The organism is Maribacter litoralis (assembly GCF_902506355.1).
Lineage (GTDB): Bacteria > Bacteroidota > Bacteroidia > Flavobacteriales > Flavobacteriaceae > Maribacter > Maribacter litoralis.
Map to the genome: position 1 here is coordinate 826,623 of NZ_LR733271.1, position 19,164 is coordinate 845,786.

Genomic DNA, 19,164 nt, shown 5'->3' on the forward strand with positions numbered 1-19,164 from the left:
ATAGCTGTAAATAGTAATGTATTAAAAGCACTTTTTTAATTTGGTCTACCGCCTCCACGGCCACCTCTATTCCTAAAATTCTCTCTCATTTCTTTCATCTTCTCTTGAGAGATCTCATCATACTCCGCTTGTGTTACCTTCTTGCCTTTACTTGGTGCTTTAATTTCCATTTTCTCGGAAGGATTCATCGTTATTTCAGAACACACAATTGTGGTAACATCATCGTTTACCGCCAAAATTAAACCTGGCAAACCCCAATACAGACCAGGACCTTGATTTATAGGGATTTCAGGTGTGTACCATGCCACAATCTCTACCTCTTTAACAGTGAATTCTTCTGCTTTTTCCTCTTCTTTATTTTCTTCCCCTCTACCAGGTCTTCTGAAAACAGCACTCATGTTCGGTCTCTTAATAGTCTTTGTTGCCGTCGCCTTAAATGCAGTATAATTTCCTATTTGTTTAGACTCGCTACCCATTTTCCACTCTAAGGTTTCCAACGCATCATCGATCAAGAAAATTTTGCCTAAAAGCTCGGTTTTCACCAAATATCTCTGGTCTTTTATATTTTTATACAAATCGCCATCTGTACCCGTCATAGTTCCAAATCTTGGACCACGACCACCTCCTCTTTCACCTGGCTGTTCTAACTTTTCTTCCTCTTTATATAAAGATGCGGTTTGATTGAAATTAAGAACGAACGTCTTTTCGTTTGCTTTTTTAATACGTTCCATCATTTGCTTTTTTCGATCTTCGGGAATATTTCTATTGCCAAAATCGAAATTGACCTGAGTTTTACTCTGGTATGTTGCCTTACCTTGAAAATCTTGTGCTTGCAGATTAGCGACCGTGCAAACGACTATAAAACTTAAAAACCACTTATATATCTTCATGTGTACGTATTAGAATGTTTGTATGACATCATTATTCGCTTTTGGTTTAATTGAAAAATGTTAATAAATACATTGCTTGTATTTTTTTTACGCCATACAACAAATATGTTTTTACTTCCTGTTGTTATCTCGTATCTTGTACCATCGAATTCTTCTTGGAAACAAGAACACAACCATTAATCAATTTAATTCTATGCACATAGCAGTTGCCGGAAATATCGGTGCAGGAAAAACGACCCTAACCAGATTACTTGCAAAACATTATAATTGGGAAGCGCATTTTGAAGATGTAGTGGAGAACCCATATTTAGATGACTTTTACAATCAGATGGAACGCTGGAGTTTTAATCTTCAGATTTACTTTTTAAATAGCAGGTACCGCCAAATTCTTCAGATAAAAGAAAGCGGGAAAGAAATTATACAGGATAGAACTATTTATGAAGATGCTCATATATTCGCTCCCAACCTACATGCCATGGGTCTTATGACGAATAGGGATTTTCAAAACTACACTAGTTTATTTGATTTGATGGAGAGCTTGGTCGACCCGCCAGACCTACTTATTTACTTACGTAGCTCTATACCTAACTTAGTGAAACAAATTCATAAAAGAGGTAGGGAATATGAAAACACAATTTCAATAGATTATTTAAGCAGATTGAACGAACGTTATGAAGCTTGGATACATGGTTACAATAAAGGCAACTTGTTGATTATTGATGTTGACGATTTAGATTTTGTGGACAACCCCGAAGACCTTGGTACTATTCTCAATAAAATTGACGCCCAAATTAACGGTTTATTTTAGGTTCACTTTTGCAAAACCCGAAACCATTGGAAGATTTTGAAAATAAAGTTACACGCTTTCTTCAAGATGGAGTTCCCTTTTTGTTTATTATAGATTTTGATGCCACAACAAAACAGGTTTTTACATTTGATGAAGCCGCAAGAGAAAATATCTTTTTCAATATAAAGGGTAATGGCAATGATAAAGAACTACCTTCGGCATCATTTGAAAACTCAGATTTTGACCTGAGACCAACGTTGGTTTCCAAAGAAATTTACAAGCAAGCGTTTTCAACAGTAAAGCATGAACTAAACACAGGTAATAGTTTTTTGTTAAACCTTACATTTCCTACGGCACTAGATACAACCGTGAAATTAGATGAGATTTACAAAAAAGCATATGCCCCATACAAGCTTTTATATAAAGATAAATTTGTTATTTTTTCACCGGAATGCTATCTTAAGATAAAGGACGGAAACATTTTTTCTTACCCAATGAAGGGTACGATCAATAGTAATGTACCCAATGCGGAGGAGTTATTACTTTCCAATAAAAAAGAATTGTATGAACATAATACCATTGTAGACCTTATTCGAAATGATCTTTCTATGATTGCAAAAAAGGTTAGAGTTAATAAATTTAGATACGTAGATAAAATTAAAAAAGGAGATCAAGAATTACTACAGACCAGTACTGAAATACAAGGAGAACTTCCAGAAAACTGGAAGAACGAATTTGCCTCATTACTATTAAAAACATTACCCGCAGGATCCATAAGCGGAGCTCCTAAAAAGAAAACTTTGGAAATTATTTCAAAGGCAGAAATTGCACCACGTGGTTTTTACACAGGTATTTTTGGTGTTTTTGATGGACAACAAATAGACAGTGCAGTTAGCATTCGGTTTATTGAAAAAATTAACGATACGCTTTTTTACAAAAGTGGCGGTGGCATTACCCACCTCAGCGAGATGGAAGAGGAATATCAAGAACTTTTAGAAAAAATATATGTACCCATTATTTGAATCTGTTTGTATAGAAAATAGTCAAATTAAAAACGAACAATATCACGAGGCTAGATTTAGAGCTTCTTACATGCAACAATATAAAACCCATCCTACCTATTCCTTATTTGACGGCATACACCTTACCAATCTAGACAAGGCATTAAAATACAAATTGCGAATTGGGTACAAACAACATGGTACCCGTTTCTCTATTTCTGAATACGAAAATAGTATACCGACCTCACTGCAATTGGTTAACGACGATACCATTTCGTATGCGGTTAAGAGAAACAATCGCAAAAAATTAAACAACCTCTTTAAACAACGCGGTCATTGCGATGATGTTTTGATCGTTAAGAACGGATTTATAACCGACGCCACTTATTCTAACATACTGCTTACTGATGGCAAGCATATTGTAACACCTTCCACCCCATTACTAGAAGGTACGTGCAGAGCTAGATTATTAGATGAAAATAAGGTTACCGAAAAAAGAATAACCGAAGCCGACCTGCAACAATTCGAAAGCTTTCAATTGATTAACGCCTTAAATGATTTTGACGATACCAGGTGGATTTCAATTAAGAATATACATCGCTAGGGTTATATAAATCCGTTTTTCTTGGCGTGCTCTATAGCTTCCTCTGTTTTATTGACCATTAAAAAAGGTATATCCTTAAAATCGGCAAAAAGGTTTTCTATACGAGCCATACGTTTGGAGTGATTTACACTTCGTAAATAAATTGCCTTTATTCTTCCTGGAAACAAAGTCGAAATTTCTTGATAGATATCGCCGTCTTTTTCACCGCTATCGCCAATTAAAATAAACGGCAACTCTGGATAAGCCGTTAATAAATTACTTATCTCTTTCTGTTTCTGCGGTTTTTCATCACTCTTTTTTCGCATTTTAAAACTCGCCATGCTTCGTAACAATACTGGACCTTTAGGAAAATTGTTGGTTTTTAAAAAGAGCTCCAAATACCTGTACAAGTTCCAAGGGCTATGACTAACATAAAATATAGGATTGGCCTCATCACCAGATTTACCCATATGAAGCTTTGTATAAAAATCTGATGCCCCTTCTAATTGAGAACGCTTTGTAGCCCTTTTAAACATGGTGTTTATAATAACCTTCCACTTTAAAGAGGAAACCACACCTGTATGCAAAATTGTATCATCTATATCACTGATTACTCCGAACTTAGCATTATCACCGGGTATCAGCATTTCACCCGGAAATCTGTTCTGCAAAAGAATTTCCCTTTTTAATTTTGTATTGCCAAAAGATAGCTCAAACTTGACCCAACCCTCTTCGTTTGCCAAATTTTGGAGTCCGGCTATGTTTTCGTCTATTAAATAATATCCGTCATTATCGGTTACACCTTCTACGGTTTCACCATTAGAAAAAGTGATTTTTATAGGAGCATTTTTAATTTCATCGGTCTCAAAACGTTTCCAGGTATTCTTCATTAAATTAAAAATACCTTTTTGGTCCAAATCGATATTTTCATCTTCAATTGCCCTACCCCTTACATACAACCGTGTAGCACTACCGTACGACTGAAAATTGATGATTTGAAGTTTATCTTTCTTAAAAATACCCATGTCGTTAAAATTACGGTCTTTCAACAATCTTTAAAATATTTATTTAAAGAATTATCATATGCACGAATTATAAACTACAATTCTCTGTTTGTATTACAAACTCAAGTGCACTTTACTCACTCAAAACCAGGGTTGACTCATTACTCTTTTTATACCTGTCGCTCTTACCATAGATTTAGATAGACAAAAAAATAATAACCCAACTTGTGTATGCAAGTCTAAATTAAAACAGTATGACACCAAAAAAAAATCCACAGAAAGACCTGAACAAAAAAAGCGGAACATTCTTCGTAATAGGACTCTTATTAGTGCTAGCCATGGTATACACCGCCTTAGAATGGAGAACACTTGATCCTATCAACACTATAGATGTAGCTTTAAACAAGGTTGACGATTCTATTGATGAAGATGCTCCTATTTTTGAGTTGGAAGCTACCCCACCACCAAAACCACAAGTTTTACCTGTAGAAATAGAAATAGTTGAAGACGAAATTCTAATAGATGAAACAGAAGTTATTACCAGTGAAGTAGATTATGAAACCGAAATAGTAGATCCCGATGATTTTGAAGTTATAGAAGAGCCCGTAGAAGTTAAAGTAAATTGGATAAGCATTGAAGAGGTTCCTATATTTCCTGGTTGTGAAAATGCAGAAGACAAACGTACCTGCTTTAACGAAATGATGCAAAAGCACATTCGTAAAAACTTTCGTTACCCAGAATTAGCTCAAGAAATGAACATTCAAGGTAGAGTAAATACTCAGTTCATGATTAACAACGATGGTAGCATCGGCACCATTCAAAAAAGAGGTCCGCACGATGTACTAGAAAAAGAAGCAGTAAGAATCTTATCTAAACTGCCAAAAATGACTCCTGGCAAACAAAGAGGTACGCCGGTAAAAGTATCTTTCGCAATACCTATTACATTTAAATTACAATAAGTATTAAACGATAAAACCATCAGCTTGGCTGATGGTTTTATTCTAAGAATTATCAATTTATTTATTAATCTCCACTTTTTCTATCGTAATTTCAGAAGCGGTACCATTCTTTTCAATGGTAGCTTTTTCAAACTCTTTCAGCTGCGCTTCAACCTCTGTCTTTGTTCCTTTATAAATCTTCTCTTCCGTCACAGACGCTCCGTTGACAATAGTAGAATAGGTAACAATAGCTTCCGCCATATCTTCGTTTTCCATATTCATTTCTATGGTAACTTCTTTTGTATCATTCAATGATGTAACACCTTCTTCAGCATGACCACCTAAAATTGGTGCAATTACCAAGCCGATCAAACAAGTCAGTTTAATAAGAATATTCATCGAAGGTCCTGAAGTATCCTTAAATGGATCTCCAACAGTATCACCGGTTACAGCAGCTTTGTGTGCCTCTGAACCTTTATAGGTCATTTCACCATTAATTTCCACGCCCGCTTCAAATGATTTTTTGGCATTATCCCAAGCGCCACCGGCATTGTTCTGAAAAATTGCCCATAACACACCAGATACTGTTACACCGGCCATATAACCACCTAACATTTCTGCAATAGCCAATTTATTCATACCGAACAATAATGGAGCGAAAGCTATAACCAAAGGAAAACCAATGGTCAATAAACCTGGCAACATCATTTCTTTAAGTGAGGCTTGTGTAGAAATCGCTACACATTTATCATACTCTGGTTTACCCGTACCTTCCATAATACCTGGAATAGCCTTAAACTGCCTTCTAACCTCATGAACCATTTCCATAGCCGCTTTACCCACAGCATTCATAGCCAAGGCAGAGAATACTACTGGTACCATACCACCAACAAAAAGCATTGCCAATACCGGTGCTTTAAAGATATTTATCCCATCAATTCCAGTAAAGGTCACATAAGCCGCAAAAAGAGCCAAAGATGTCAATGCTGCAGATGCAATAGCAAAACCTTTACCTGTTGCCGCAGTAGTATTACCCACTGAATCTAAAATATCGGTTCTTTCCCTTACAATAGGTTCCTGCTCACTCATTTCAGCAATACCACCTGCATTATCGGATATTGGTCCAAAAGCATCAATTGCCAACTGCATAGCTGTAGTAGCCATCATAGCCGAGGCGGCCAAAGCTACACCGTAAAATCCCGCAAAGGCATAAGATGCCCAAATGGCACCTGCAAACAATAGAACAGACGGAAAAGTAGATATCATTCCGGTAGCCAAACCAGCAATAATATTCGTACCGGCACCGGTACTTGACTGTTGTACTATTTTTAAGATCGGTGATTTACCTAAACCTGTGTAATACTCCGTTACCGATGAAATTACCGCACCTACAACCAAACCTACCAAGGTAGCATAGAATACGCGCATTGATGATATTTCCATTAACCCTTCACCAAAGAATTCCATTTTCATAGTTTCGGGCAACATCCATGTAACCAAAACAAAACAAGAAATGGCAACTAGCACAATGGATGTCCAATTTCCAATATTCAAAGCCCCCATTACTTGGGCTTCTTTTGCTTCGTTATTTTTAATTTTAACAAGCATTGTACCTATAATAGATATAATTATACCTGCACCAGCGATTGCCATTGGCAACAGAATTGGTCCAATACCACCAAAGGCATCAGAAATACTTCCGCCCATATCTTTAATCACATAATTACCCAGAACCATTGCCGCTAGAACGGTAGCAACATAAGACCCAAACAAATCGGCTCCCATACCTGCAACATCACCTACATTATCACCCACATTATCTGCAATTGTAGCAGGATTACGAGGATCATCTTCAGGTATACCGGCTTCTACCTTACCTACCAAATCTGCACCTACGTCAGCAGCCTTGGTATAAATACCACCGCCTACACGGGCAAAAAGAGCGATAGATTCCGCACCTAATGAAAAGCCTGCCAATGTCTCCAATACAATGGTCATATCCATTGTTGACGTCCAGACGCCTTCCATAAAAAACTGAAAAAATGCGATAAAGAAAATTGTGAGCCCCAATACGGCCAAACCTGCAACACCAAGACCCATAACCGTACCACCGCCAAAAGATATTTTTAAGGCATTAGGTAAACTTGTACGCGCTGCTTGAGTTGTTCGTACATTGGTTTTTGTTGCTATTTTCATTCCGATATTTCCTGCATAAGCAGAAAATATTGCTCCAAAAATAAAGGAAATCACAATTAGCCAATGTGTGGTAGGCACTATAAAAGAAACGATAGCAAGTAAAATACTTACTACGACTACGAATATTGACAAAAGCTTATACTCTGCACTTAAAAAAGCAAGAGCGCCTTCATAGATATAATCTGATATTTCTTTCATTTTTCCATCTCCGGCATGTTGTTTCAATACCCAAGATCTTTTAATGCCCATGTAAATTAGGCCTAATACTGCCATAAGAATTGGCATGTAAATCATTGTTGACTCCATTTAATCTGTTGTTAGTTGTTAGAAAATTTATCCGACTAATGTAGTAAATTAGAATAGAATAAAAAAAGCCACTTTTCTTTAAGAAAAGTGGCTTAAACGGAGTGAATTTTTATTTATATCATAAAAGTTCGCTTTGCCTTGTGCTCGCTTTTATCATATCGTTCAACACATTCGTGGTAAATTTCAATTGCTTTTTCAGCATTACTCCATCCACCAGTGTCCACTTTTTTCTCCTCTAAATCTTTATAAACCTGAAAGAAATGCTCTATTTCTTTTAATCTATGTGGATTTAAGTCACTGATATCGTTATTGTTACTCCAAATTGGATCAGAAACCGGCACACAAATAATTTTTTCATCCGGTCCTTTTTCATCTGTCATATGGAAAACACCTATTGGTTTTACCTCCATAACCGTCATTGGGTAAACAGGCTCTGTACCCATCACCAAAACATCTAACGGATCTTTATCTAATGCCAAGGTTTCTGGTATAAAACCATAATCTCCAGGATACATCATTGAAGAAAATAACATACGATCAAAACGAATTTTATGTAAATCAAAATCGTATTCGTATTTATTTCTACTTCCTTTCGGAATTTCTATTAAAACATCAAAGGTTAGTCCTTTTTCTGTAGCCATATTTAAAAGTTGTTTAATTTATTTGTTTGTATTGAAACGCTGCTTAGTTGTTATAATTGTAAAAATTAATCGAATTAAAAGACAAATCCAAAAGTTCCTGTTACCCCAAACTTTCTAGCATCTGGATTTTCTAAATAGTTTCCCCTAAAATTGAAATCTAATCTAAATACTTTGAAAATGTTTCCAATTCCAAAGGAATACTCATAATATATTTTTTCTGAAGGCGCCCTTAACGGTGTATTCATCGTAGCCGGTGCACTCAATGCTATATTCTCATCAGACAAATCTCCCCAAACTCCACGTACCGCAATTAATTCCCTTAAATTAAATTTTCTTAGAAATGGAATCCTTGAAAAGAACCTACCATTAAAATTATGTTGCAAATGTACTGCAGCATAGGTATCGGTCACAAATTCATAGAAATCTAAATTTGGAAATGTACCGTAATTTGAGAAAAAAGTTTGGTTACCCGGCACCACGCTCAACAGACCTAAAGGTACTTCTCCAAAAGTTTTACCTAGCTCTACGGTACTTAGCAACCTACCGAACCCGCCCAATTGCCATGGCTGACTGTATGAAAACTGAAGTTTACTGTAGTCAAAATCACTATCCATAATACCTTTTGATCCTTTGGTGTAATTTAACAGGATAGTACTATAGGTATCATTAACATCTCTACGTTCTACACCAAAACCAATGGTCTTTTTGCCAGGGGTATATAACAAAAGTGCATTAAAATCGAACTGACGAATCTCGGATGAGACCCCAGTTGGTGACCCTGGATCAACATAATCTAAACTAAAATCATTTGGCAAAGCAGAACTTAGGGTTCTAAATGTACCACCTACAGAAAACTTTAAATTTGTCAAAGGTTCTATTTCAAAACTTAATGCACTAAGATTAATATTGGTCAACCTATTATTAGCCCCTACCGTTAACAATGATGACGAAGCTATGCTACGCCCTAAAACATCATTAGTTGCCGTTAAACTCACTCCTAATTGTTCAATATCTCGCCTATTGCCACCAGAAACAATAAGTCGGCTATTTTTATCCAACAGCATTTTCCCCGCCAACCCATGTTTAAACTTATTATCCTTGAATCCGTATGCCGTATACCCTTCTATACGCCATAAGTCATTTTGACCAAAATAGGTTCTGGCACCTAATCTAATTCTTGCGCCTTCGGCATTATTATACCCAAAGAAATCGTATACCGAACCAAGATCCAAATTCCATTTATCGACTTCAACATAACCTGAACCCAATATACTGATCACGTTATAGTAAGACTTAAACTTTGGTACGGTCTTTAAAGTATCGAGCAATTTGTAAATTCCCTGCTCATCTTTGTTCAAGCTCTCTAGTCTATTTTTTTGCCAGAACTCATCATCTTTGATAATTTGGGTTACATCTAACGGATTTCTATCTTTTCTGTAGACCTCCCTAGGCCTTGGCTTATCGAACTCATAGTTATCATAAACCGTGGTTCTTTTGCCATAAAGACCTCTAGATTCTTCTTTTTTGTTGAAACTAAAATCGCTCAACATATAATCTCTTTTCAAAAGAAAAACAGAATCATTGACCACATCGAAATCTTGTTCTATATAGATTTCCTTGACCCAATTAATATTGGCACTTTTAGTAACCTGTAAGTTGATATTTTTAACCGCCCATGTAGAATCATTAACCCAAAAGTCTCCCTTAAATGTCAATTCATTTTTACGACGAGGGTAATAAACAATATTATAGCACCACTTATTATCTATAAATGCGCTATCGCGCAACGCATAATTATAAACATCTACCCCTGTTCGAGATAATGGACTAGTGAAACTTTTATCAAAGAATTTTAAGTAATTATTATAGACATCATATTCTTGGTACAAATCTTTTACAAAAGCAATAATTGCCTGATTGTTCTCAAAACCTGAGTTCTTGTTTCCTAAAACATCTTCTTTTTCTTCATTGATTATATTATCTCCATAAACTTTTGAAAATGTTTCGTTCAAGAAAATAGGCAAATAGGTTTTACCGGTTATACGTGATGTATCTAAGTCTTGAAAAACGAATTCTAGTCCCTTAAATACTTTGCTTTTTATTAAGGAGCTATCAATGGTATTTAGGTCGAACTCTACCTTTTCATATTTATCAAAAGCATATTGATCAAACTGTCTAACTCCATTTTCGCGCTTTTTAGCCCAAATTTTTCTTAAGATATCTACTGCCGGATTATTCTTTTTAGATTGTTTCCCCGAAATTAGTACCACCTCATTCAACTGCTCAGCAGCCTCCATCATGGTGATTTTTAGATCGTAAACAACTTTAGAATCTAATTGAAGTTCATATTCCATATAACCGATAAAGGAAACAATTACCGTACTATAGTCATTATCAGACTCAAGGTAAAACCTACCATCATCATTGGTAATGGTACCTTCTGTTGAATTTTTAAAGAATACGTTGGCAAAGGATACAGGCTCACCTTGTTCGTCTATAACCATACCACCAATTTTGGTCTGGCCCTGAACTAGGAAAAAGCATAGACTTAAGATTATAAAAAATATCCCTCTCATTAAATAGGTCGTTCAATTATTTTTTCAGCAAATAGCATACCAATAAAAAAAGCTTCTCCAGACTTGGTCGGAGAAGCTAAGGTACTTTACAATATCTGTATCTTATTTGTATAAAACTTTTTTAACAGCGTTGACTACATCTTTATGGTTTGGCAACCACTCCTCTAACAATACAGGAGAATAAGGTGCAGGTGTATCTGCGGTGTTTATCTTAACGATAGGAGCATCTAAATAATCAAATGCATGTGCCTGTACATGATAAGTAACCTCTGTAGCTACATTACCAAATGGCCAAGCCTCTTCTAAAATCACCAATCTATTGGTCTTCTTTACAGATTTTAAGATAGCTTCATAATCCAATGGCTTAACGGTACGTAAATCTATAATTTCACAGCTAACACCATCTTTTTCCAATTCATCTGCAGCTTTATCGGCTTCTTTAATGATCTTACCAAATGAAACTATGGTCACATCTTTTCCTTCTCTACGAATGTCAGCAACACCTAATGGAATGGTATATTCTCCTTCCGGAACCTCTCCCTTATCACCGTACATTTGCTCAGACTCCATAAAAATAACCGGATCGTCGTCTCTAATTGCAGCTTTTAACAACCCTTTAGCATCGGCCGGGTTAGATGGCACTACCACCTTTAACCCCGGACAGTTGGCATACCAACTCTCAAAAGCCTGTGAATGCGTTGCCGCCAATTGCCCTGCAGAAGCAGTAGGACCTCTAAATACGATAGGACAAGGAAATTGCCCACCTGACATTTGTCTGATCTTAGCAGCATTGTTGATTATCTGGTCAATACCTACCAATGCAAAATTGAAGGTCATGAACTCTATAATAGGTCTGTTCCCCGTCATGGTAGAACCAACCCCTATACCTGCAAAACCAAGCTCGGAAATTGGAGTATCAATAACCCTTTTAGGGCCAAACTCATCCAACATACCTTTGGAAGCCTTATATGCGCCATTATATTCCGCTACTTCTTCACCCATCAAATAGATAGATTCATCCCTCCTCATTTCTTCGGACATGGCCTCGGCGATTGCTTGCCTAAATTGTAGTGTTTTCATGTATGGTTAAAATTATTCTTAGTTATATGCTAGAAAGCAAGCAAAAATAGGAAATATAATATCAAAAAATAGAATGCCAGATTTAAAAAAAGTTATAAAATTTACTATGCATGCATAGTAAATTTGGATTTTATTAGCTATCTTCGTCACCATTGATATAAAGTTTTTTACACATGAAGATATTAGTTTGCATAAGTAACGTTCCAGATACGACATCTAAAATTAATTTTACAGATGGCGACACTAAATTTGACACCAATGGTGTACAGTTCGTAATTAACCCTAACGACGAATTTGGATTAACAAGAGCCATGTGGTTCAAAGAAAAACAAGGCGCTTCAGTTCATATTGCCACAGTAGGCGGACCAACGGTTGAACCTACAATGCGCAAAGCTTTAGCCATAGGCGCAGACGAGGCTTTTAGAATAAACACAGAACCTACCGATGGTTTTTCGGTTGCACAGCAATTAGCCGAAGTTGTTAAGAACGGTGGTTATGACCTTGTTATTGGCGGTAGAGAATCTATAGACTATAATGGTGGTATGGTACCAGGAATTTTGGCCTCGTTGACCAATATGAATTTCATCAATTCTTGTATAAGTCTTGAAATTGAAGGTAACGATGTTACCGCAGTAAGAGAAATTGACGGCGGAAAAGAAAAATTGACAAGCAGCTTACCTTTAGTTGTTGGTGGTCAAAAAGGACTTGTTGAGGAGAGCGACCTACGCATACCTAACATGAGAGGTATTATGATGGCCAGAAAAAAGACCCTTACGGTAGTTGAACCTGTTGATGCCCTTAAAGCTACAGAGGATAAAAAATTCGACAAACCAGCTCCAAAAGGTCCGGTTAAATTAGCCGACAGCGTTGATCAGTTGGTAGATTTATTGCACAACGAAGCAAAAGTCATTTAATAACCTATTAATTAGGTAAACATTAAAAACAAAAAAGATGTCAGTTTTAGTATATACAGAATCAGAAAAAGGAAAATTTAAAAAGAACGCGTTCGAAGTTGCTTCTTATGCTGCGGAAGTTGCCAAAATGATGGGCACTACAGTTACCGCAATTTCTTTTAACAGTGACGAAAACGATACCCTAGGAGATTACGGTGTATCAAAAGTTCTTAACGTTAAAGATGATGCGCTTTCAACTTTCAATGCAGGGGCTTACGCTACAACCATTGCCGAAGCCGTAAAAAGCACAGATGCCAAAGTGGTTATTTTAAGTTCTAGCACAGACACCAAATATTTAGCACCATTATTATCTGCCAAATTATCTGCAGGTTACGCACCTAATGTTGTACAAGCTCCTGAAAGCACTTCGCCTTTTATGGTTAAAAGATCTGCTTTCAGTAATAAAGGTTTTGCCCACACGCAAATAGATACCGATATTAAAATTGTAGGGGTATCAAACAATGCATTTGGAGCACATGAAAATAAGACAGATGTATCTGTTGAAGAAATAGCTGCTGCCACAGATGGTGTTACCAACAACACAAAATCTGTTGAAGTTGATAAAGTAGTCGGTAAAGCAACTATAGCAGATGCAGATATAGTCGTTTCTGCAGGTAGAGGATTAAAAGGTCCTGAAAACTGGGGAATGATCGAAGAGCTTGCCGATGTATTAGGCGCTGCTACCGCTTGCTCCAAACCAGTTTCAGATTTAGGCTGGAGACCACACGGTGAACACGTAGGACAAACCGGAAAGCCAGTTGCAAGTAACCTTTACATTGCCATTGGTATATCTGGAGCCATTCAACATTTAGCAGGTGTAAGTGCCTCTAAAACCAAAGTTGTCATCAATAATGACCCCGAAGCACCTTTCTTCAAAGCTGCTGATTACGGAATTGTTGGCGATGCCTTTGAAGTTGTTCCTAAATTGATTGAAAAATTAAAGGATTTTAAAGCACAAAACGGCTAAATTTTTGTTATTTTGTGCCCCTTAAAGGGCTGTTCGGATAGTTGGAGCCCAAGTATTCGAACAGCCTTTTTTAGTTTAAAATCTATGAGTCTAGTACGATTAAAAATAAAAGGAATCTCTTACAGCCAAACTCAGAATGGTGCCTATGCACTTATTTTGAACGAGGTTGAGGGCGACAGAAAGTTACCCATTGTTATTGGTGCTTTTGAAGCCCAATCTATCGCTATTGCCCTAGAAAAAGAAATAAAGCCACCAAGACCGCTTACCCATGATCTGTTCAAAAACTTTTCAGATAGGTTTGACATCGTTATTAAGCAGGTTATTATTCACAAATTGGTAGACGGCGTATTTTATTCTAGCATTATTTGCGAAAGAGATGGCATAGAAGAAATTATCGATGCAAGAACAAGTGATGCCATTGCCTTGGCATTACGCTTTAACGCCCCCATTTTCACATATAAGACTATATTGGACAAAGCTGGAATATTCTTAAAATTCTCCTCTAAAGAGAAAGATCAGAAAGAAAGCGATGATAGTATAATGGTCGATGAAATTTTACAGGAAGGCGAAACAGTAGAAATAGATTCTGGTGCTACAGATGGTTACACTGAACTTACCATTGAAGAGCTTGAAACAGAATTAAAAAAGGCAGTCACCAACGAAGACTACGAAAAGGCGGCAAAATTGAGAGATGAAATCTCTAAACGCAATTAAATATTAAATTATAGTTTATGAAAAAGGGCAAATGGCTGCTATTTTTTGCACTAATTCTTACCACAATTACATTTGCTCAAGACGTAGACGTAACCGTACCATTAGAAAACACTACAGACACTACTTTAGTTGAAGATGTAGCAAATGCCGGCGAAATAAATATGTCCATAAACGAGGGGTTTTCGATCAACAGCCTGGGCAGAGGCGTTTTAGGTATGGCGGTGCTACTACTTTTAGCATTCTTATTCAGCTCTAATAGAAGAGCTATAAACTGGAAAACAGTTGGTATAGGTTTGGCGCTTCAATTGGTAATTGCTATTGGCGTATTAAAAGTACCTTTCGTTCAATTGGTTTTCGAGCAAATAGGTAAAGTATTCGTTAGTATTTTAGAATTTACACGCGCAGGAAGTAAATTCCTTTTTGAAGGTCTTGTTGTAGATACAGGTACTTTTGGCTATATTTTCGCCTTTCAGGTATTGCCTACCATTATATTTTTCTCAGCACTTACTTCGTTATTGTTTTACTTAGGACTGATACAAAAGGTGGTAAAATGGTTGGCCTGGGCACTTTCCAAAACTTTAGGAATATCGGGACCTGAAAGTTTATCTGTAGCCGGAAACATCTTTTTAGGACAAACCGAAGCACCTTTATTAATAAAAGCTTACCTAGAAAAGATGACACGTTCAGAAATTCTGTTGGTCATGATCGGTGGTATGGCTACTGTTGCAGGCGCTGTATTAGCTGCGTATATAGGGTTTTTAGGTGGTGAGGACGAGGTACTTCAATTGGTATTTGCAAAACATTTATTGGCAGCATCCGTAATGGCTGCTCCCGGTGCCATTGTAATCTCAAAAATGCTTTATCCACAAACCGAAGAGGTTAACAGTGACGTACACGTTTCCTCCGAAAAAATAGGAGCCAATGTATTGGATGCTATTGCCAATGGTACAACCGAAGGATTAAAGCTTGCCGTAAACGTAGGGGCAATGTTGCTAGTGTTCGTCGCCATCATAGCCATGGTGAACGGTATTTTAGAATGGACAGGTGATTTAACACACCTAAATGGCTGGATAGCTGATAATACTTCTTATTCAAAATTTTCTTTAGAAGCTATATTAGGTACAATATTCGCCCCTTTGATGTGGCTTATCGGAGTTGCCAACGAAGACATTATGCTTATGGGTCAATTATTGGGCATTAAATTGGTCGCTAGTGAATTTGTTGGATACATTCAATTAGCAGAACTGAAAGACCTTTCTACAGGCGCTAACTTAACGTACAATAAGTCTGTAATAATGGCTACTTATATGCTATGTGGTTTCGCCAACTTTGCGTCTATAGGAATTCAAATTGGCGGTATTGGCTCACTGGCACCTGGACAAAGAAAAACGTTATCCGAATTCGGAATGAAGGCTGTTTTAGGTGGTTCTTTAGCTTCGTTACTTTCTGCCACTATCGCTGGTATGATTTTAGGATAAAAAGACCCCTAGCCCCCAAAAGGGGAGCACTTATTATTTCGTTGATAATTATTGATAACTGAGAAGTTATTCCTCTGTTTTACATATCTTCTTTCTTTATTTTTGATACAACAAAAATCATTACTCCGCAAAAGTTCTATGCACAGAACTCAAGGAGCTCTATTCTTATGAAACAATACCACGACTTACTCAATCACGTATTAGCTACAGGAAACCAAAAAGGTGACCGAACAGGAACAGGAACCAAAAGTGTTTTTGGCTATCAAATGCGTTTTGACCTCACCGAAGGTTTCCCCATGGTAACCACCAAAAAATTACATTTAAAATCTATAGTATATGAACTACTTTGGTTTTTAAAAGGCGATACAAATATTAAGTATTTACAGGAGAACGGAGTTCGTATTTGGAACGAATGGGCAGATGAAAATGGAGATCTTGGTCCGGTTTATGGTCACCAATGGCGTAATTGGAACGATGATGAAATTGACCAAATCAAAGAAGTTGTACATTCTTTAAAAACAAACCCAAATAGCAGAAGAATGTTAGTTTCCGCTTGGAACCCTAGTGTTTTACCAGATACCTCTAAGTCTTTCTCTGAGAATGTAGCTAACGGCAAAGCAGCTTTACCACCTTGTCATGCATTCTTTCAATTTTATGTTGCGGACGGAAAATTATCTTGCCAGTTATACCAACGTAGTGCAGATATTTTTTTAGGAGTACCTTTTAATATTGCATCTTATGCCTTGTTTACCATGATGATGGCGCAAGTTTGCGGATATGAAGCTGGGGATTTTATCCATACTTTTGGCGACGCCCATATATATAATAACCATATGGAGCAGGTTGAATTACAATTAAGCAGAGAGCCCAGACCTTTGCCTAAAATGAAAATAAATCCTGATGTGAAAGATATTTTCGATTTCAAATTCGAGGACTTCACATTAGAAGGTTATAATCCGCATCCTCATATAAAAGGGATAGTAGCCGTTTAAACCATGAAAATAAAAGTATCTATTTTACTTATCGTTTGTACTATCATTTCTACGAATTGTTTTGCTCAAGACGATTCTACCTACTTTCCACAAGAAGAAATAATAATAGACGAATGTGCTGATGCTTTAGATAAAAATGACTGCTTAAGTCGCAAAATTGAAGATGAAGTTCTTAATGTACTAAAAGATTTATTTAAAAAGAGAAATCAAGAAATTGACACCCTAAAAACAGGTATCACTTTTGAATTAAATGATTTAAATCAAATCAACGAAGAGAGGATCTATACTTCAATAAATGATAAAAAAATCAATAAAAAATTCTACAAAAATCTTAATAAAAGAATTGCCAACTTACATGTTTTGAGGGTTGACAATAAAAAGCCTGCTACTTATAGACCAAAATACTTTTTAAATTTCGATTACCTGATTAGCGACAATCAATTGAATAAAATTCCCATAGACAGCAATTGCGCATTTAAAGGAGGTATTATCGAAGAACCCCCTCTATTTCAAAATCAAGCTAGAGTAAACAATTTAACCGACAGAAGAACTTTTAATTCGCTTATTCAGCTACATATTGGCTCACATTTTAATTACCCTAAGAAAGCTATTGCCCAAAATATTAGCGGAAGGGTCAGCATTATATTTTATGTGGACAAGGAAGGAAACGTCGGAAATATAAGAACTAGAGGACCTTCTCCAATATTAGAGAACGAAGCTATTAGAATAATTTCTTTACTTCCTAAACTTCAACCAGGTTTACAAAATGGCTCTCCCGTAAAGGTTCCATATTCCATTCCTATAAACTTCAAATTGTAAACGTATCAATTTCTTAATTTATCAGATCAATACGCATTGGTCAATTTTATTTAACTTACAATAAAATTGTTACCATGGTTAGTACTGATACGCTCTTAGATTTCTTTATAGAAACTAGAGAGCATACCGAGGCTATTTGCGAGCCCCTAGAAATTGAAGATTATGTGGTACAACCAATAATTGATGTATCTCCACCAAAATGGCACTTAGGCCATACCACTTGGTTCTTTGAAGAATTCATACTTAAATCTTATGATGCTTCTTATCAAATATTCGATGAAGACTTCTCGTTCGTATTCAACAGTTACTATGAAACCGTAGGTAAACGTGTTGTTCGCGCTGACCGAGGCAACCTTTCTAGACCTTCCGTAAAAAAGGTTTACGAATACCGTACCTACGTGACCCAAGCAATGAACAAATTGCTAGAATCAAATAATGATCAAAAGCTATTAGAAGTTCTTGAAATAGGAATTCATCACGAAAAACAGCATCAAGAATTATTACTTACGGACATTAAATATATTTTAGGCAATAATCCGCTTTTACCCAAGTATTCCGATACTTTTAAAGAATTCACCGTTGAGAAAGGCGCCCAACAGTGGATATCGATGAGCGAAGGCATATATGAAATAGGCCATAATTCTACAGACTTTTGTTTTGACAATGAATTAGGCAGACACAAGGTGTACTTACACGACTATCAAATATCCAATAAACTTGTTACCAATGGAGAATATTTGGAATTTATAAAAGCAGATGGCTATAAACGATTTGACCTTTGGCACGCCGCTGGATGGGATTGGGTGCAGCAAAAAAACATAAACTCGCCTTTATATTGGCACCTAATAGATGACACCTGGCATTACTACAGCCTTAATGGGTTAACAAAAATCGATGTAGATGCTCCAGTAACCCACATTTCGTACTTTGAAGCCTTTGCTTTTGCACAATTTAAAAATTGTAGGCTACCCACTGAATTTGAATGGGAAGCAGCACAGAATTCATTTAACTGGGGACAACGTTGGGAATGGACAGAAAGCGCCTATTTACCCTACCCCAATTATAAAAAAGTTGACGGAGCCTTGGGCGAATACAATGGCAAATTTATGGTGAATCAAAAAGTACTTAGAGGTAGCTCTGTAGCAACACCAAACAGGCATGCGAGACACACATATCGCAATTTCTTTCAGACAGATTTAAAATGGCAGTTTACCGGGATAAGGTTAGCCAAATAATAAC

Annotated in this window: 17 protein-coding genes; 11 read left to right on the top strand and 6 right to left on the bottom strand. The window is 36.6% G+C overall.

Annotation, left to right across the window (positions count from 1 at the left end; translation table 11 throughout):
- Positions 1–35 precede the first annotated feature (35 nt).
- Positions 36–890 carry a GLPGLI family protein gene (locus EXIGUO8A_RS03435; protein ID WP_159301932.1) on the bottom strand — a complete coding sequence of 285 codons (855 nt, stop codon included), beginning with the start codon at positions 888–890 and terminating at the stop codon, positions 36–38.
- Between the two features lie 193 nt (positions 891–1,083).
- Between EXIGUO8A_RS03435 and EXIGUO8A_RS03440 the strand changes: the two genes are divergently transcribed.
- The 3 genes from EXIGUO8A_RS03440 to EXIGUO8A_RS03450 are packed head-to-tail and all read left to right on the top strand — an operon-like array spanning position 1,084 to position 3,282.
- Entirely contained in the window at positions 1,084–1,698 is a 615-nt protein-coding gene (locus EXIGUO8A_RS03440) for a deoxynucleoside kinase (RefSeq protein WP_116770028.1), read from the top strand.
- 26 nt (positions 1,699–1,724) lie between these two features.
- Entirely contained in the window at positions 1,725–2,699 is a 975-nt protein-coding gene (locus EXIGUO8A_RS03445; RefSeq protein WP_159301933.1) for an aminodeoxychorismate synthase component I, read from the top strand.
- Complete coding sequence (locus tag EXIGUO8A_RS03450; RefSeq protein WP_159301934.1) at positions 2,683–3,282, top strand: aminotransferase class IV; 600 nt, start codon at positions 2,683–2,685, stop codon at positions 3,280–3,282. The genes EXIGUO8A_RS03445 and EXIGUO8A_RS03450 overlap by 17 nt, the downstream gene beginning before the upstream one ends.
- Before the next feature lie 2 nt (positions 3,283–3,284).
- Here the strand turns inward: EXIGUO8A_RS03450 and EXIGUO8A_RS03455 are convergent, their stop codons facing one another.
- Complete coding sequence (locus EXIGUO8A_RS03455) at positions 3,285–4,313, bottom strand: App1 family protein (protein WP_317164567.1); 1,029 nt, start codon at positions 4,311–4,313, stop codon at positions 3,285–3,287.
- A 206-nt stretch (positions 4,314–4,519) separates the two neighbouring features.
- On the opposite strand from EXIGUO8A_RS03455, the gene EXIGUO8A_RS03460 reads away from it, so the two are divergent.
- A complete protein-coding gene (locus tag EXIGUO8A_RS03460) occupies positions 4,520–5,224 on the top strand; it encodes an energy transducer TonB (RefSeq protein ID WP_159301935.1) in 705 nt (234 codons plus the stop codon).
- 57 nt (positions 5,225–5,281) lie between these two features.
- Here the strand turns inward: EXIGUO8A_RS03460 and EXIGUO8A_RS03465 are convergent, their stop codons facing one another.
- The 4 genes from EXIGUO8A_RS03465 to EXIGUO8A_RS03480 all read right to left on the bottom strand — a co-directional run bounded on the left by EXIGUO8A_RS03465 (position 5,282) and on the right by EXIGUO8A_RS03480 (position 12,002).
- Positions 5,282–7,705 (bottom strand): sodium-translocating pyrophosphatase, encoded by a 2,424-nt coding sequence (locus EXIGUO8A_RS03465; protein WP_159301936.1) that lies wholly within the window; start codon positions 7,703–7,705, stop codon positions 5,282–5,284.
- Between the two features lie 113 nt (positions 7,706–7,818).
- Positions 7,819–8,346 (bottom strand): inorganic diphosphatase, encoded by a 528-nt coding sequence (locus EXIGUO8A_RS03470; protein ID WP_116770034.1) that lies wholly within the window; start codon positions 8,344–8,346, stop codon positions 7,819–7,821.
- Between the two features lie 74 nt (positions 8,347–8,420).
- Positions 8,421–10,922 carry a DUF5686 and carboxypeptidase-like regulatory domain-containing protein gene (locus EXIGUO8A_RS03475; RefSeq protein ID WP_159301937.1) on the bottom strand — a complete coding sequence of 834 codons (2,502 nt, stop codon included), beginning with the start codon at positions 10,920–10,922 and terminating at the stop codon, positions 8,421–8,423.
- A gap of 102 nt (positions 10,923–11,024) precedes the next feature.
- Entirely contained in the window at positions 11,025–12,002 is a 978-nt protein-coding gene (locus EXIGUO8A_RS03480; RefSeq protein WP_159301938.1) for a pyruvate dehydrogenase complex E1 component subunit beta, read from the bottom strand.
- 173 nt (positions 12,003–12,175) lie between these two features.
- Between EXIGUO8A_RS03480 and EXIGUO8A_RS03485 the strand changes: the two genes are divergently transcribed.
- From EXIGUO8A_RS03485 to egtB, 7 genes are all read left to right on the top strand, one after another.
- A complete protein-coding gene (locus EXIGUO8A_RS03485) occupies positions 12,176–12,916 on the top strand; it encodes an electron transfer flavoprotein subunit beta/FixA family protein (protein WP_116770037.1) in 741 nt (246 codons plus the stop codon).
- 37 nt (positions 12,917–12,953) lie between these two features.
- Positions 12,954–13,922, top strand: a complete 969-nt coding sequence (locus EXIGUO8A_RS03490) for an electron transfer flavoprotein subunit alpha/FixB family protein (RefSeq protein WP_159301939.1) — start codon at positions 12,954–12,956, stop codon at positions 13,920–13,922.
- A gap of 84 nt (positions 13,923–14,006) precedes the next feature.
- Entirely contained in the window at positions 14,007–14,636 is a 630-nt protein-coding gene (locus tag EXIGUO8A_RS03495; protein ID WP_159301940.1) for a bifunctional nuclease family protein, read from the top strand.
- A gap of 161 nt (positions 14,637–14,797) precedes the next feature.
- Positions 14,798–16,114, top strand: a complete 1,317-nt coding sequence (locus EXIGUO8A_RS03500; protein WP_236564528.1) for a NupC/NupG family nucleoside CNT transporter — start codon at positions 14,798–14,800, stop codon at positions 16,112–16,114.
- A 167-nt stretch (positions 16,115–16,281) separates the two neighbouring features.
- Positions 16,282–17,106, top strand: a complete 825-nt coding sequence (locus EXIGUO8A_RS03505) for a thymidylate synthase (protein ID WP_159301942.1) — start codon at positions 16,282–16,284, stop codon at positions 17,104–17,106.
- Positions 17,107–17,109: 3 nt separating this feature from the next.
- Positions 17,110–17,925, top strand: coding sequence for an energy transducer TonB (locus EXIGUO8A_RS03510; RefSeq protein WP_159301943.1), 816 nt, complete (start codon positions 17,110–17,112; stop codon positions 17,923–17,925).
- A 74-nt stretch (positions 17,926–17,999) separates the two neighbouring features.
- Complete coding sequence (egtB, locus tag EXIGUO8A_RS03515) at positions 18,000–19,160, top strand: ergothioneine biosynthesis protein EgtB (protein ID WP_159301944.1); 1,161 nt, start codon at positions 18,000–18,002, stop codon at positions 19,158–19,160.
- Positions 19,161–19,164: the final 4 nt, after the last annotated feature.

Coding starts and splice junctions, on each gene's coding strand:
- EXIGUO8A_RS03435 (WP_159301932.1), bottom strand. CDS start 890: ATGAAGATATATAAGTGGTTTTTAAGTTTTATAGTCGTTTGCACGGTC.
- EXIGUO8A_RS03440 (WP_116770028.1), top strand. CDS start 1,084: ATGCACATAGCAGTTGCCGGAAATATCGGTGCAGGAAAAACGACCCTA.
- EXIGUO8A_RS03450 (WP_159301934.1), top strand. CDS start 2,683: ATGTACCCATTATTTGAATCTGTTTGTATAGAAAATAGTCAAATTAAA.
- EXIGUO8A_RS03460 (WP_159301935.1), top strand. CDS start 4,520: ATGACACCAAAAAAAAATCCACAGAAAGACCTGAACAAAAAAAGCGGA.
- EXIGUO8A_RS03465 (WP_159301936.1), bottom strand. CDS start 7,705: ATGGAGTCAACAATGATTTACATGCCAATTCTTATGGCAGTATTAGGC.
- EXIGUO8A_RS03470 (WP_116770034.1), bottom strand. CDS start 8,346: ATGGCTACAGAAAAAGGACTAACCTTTGATGTTTTAATAGAAATTCCG.
- EXIGUO8A_RS03475 (WP_159301937.1), bottom strand. CDS start 10,922: ATGAGAGGGATATTTTTTATAATCTTAAGTCTATGCTTTTTCCTAGTT.
- EXIGUO8A_RS03480 (WP_159301938.1), bottom strand. CDS start 12,002: ATGAAAACACTACAATTTAGGCAAGCAATCGCCGAGGCCATGTCCGAA.
- EXIGUO8A_RS03485 (WP_116770037.1), top strand. CDS start 12,176: ATGAAGATATTAGTTTGCATAAGTAACGTTCCAGATACGACATCTAAA.
- EXIGUO8A_RS03490 (WP_159301939.1), top strand. CDS start 12,954: ATGTCAGTTTTAGTATATACAGAATCAGAAAAAGGAAAATTTAAAAAG.
- EXIGUO8A_RS03495 (WP_159301940.1), top strand. CDS start 14,007: ATGAGTCTAGTACGATTAAAAATAAAAGGAATCTCTTACAGCCAAACT.
- EXIGUO8A_RS03500 (WP_236564528.1), top strand. CDS start 14,798: ATGTCCATAAACGAGGGGTTTTCGATCAACAGCCTGGGCAGAGGCGTT.
- EXIGUO8A_RS03505 (WP_159301942.1), top strand. CDS start 16,282: ATGAAACAATACCACGACTTACTCAATCACGTATTAGCTACAGGAAAC.
- EXIGUO8A_RS03510 (WP_159301943.1), top strand. CDS start 17,110: ATGAAAATAAAAGTATCTATTTTACTTATCGTTTGTACTATCATTTCT.
- egtB (WP_159301944.1), top strand. CDS start 18,000: ATGGTTAGTACTGATACGCTCTTAGATTTCTTTATAGAAACTAGAGAG.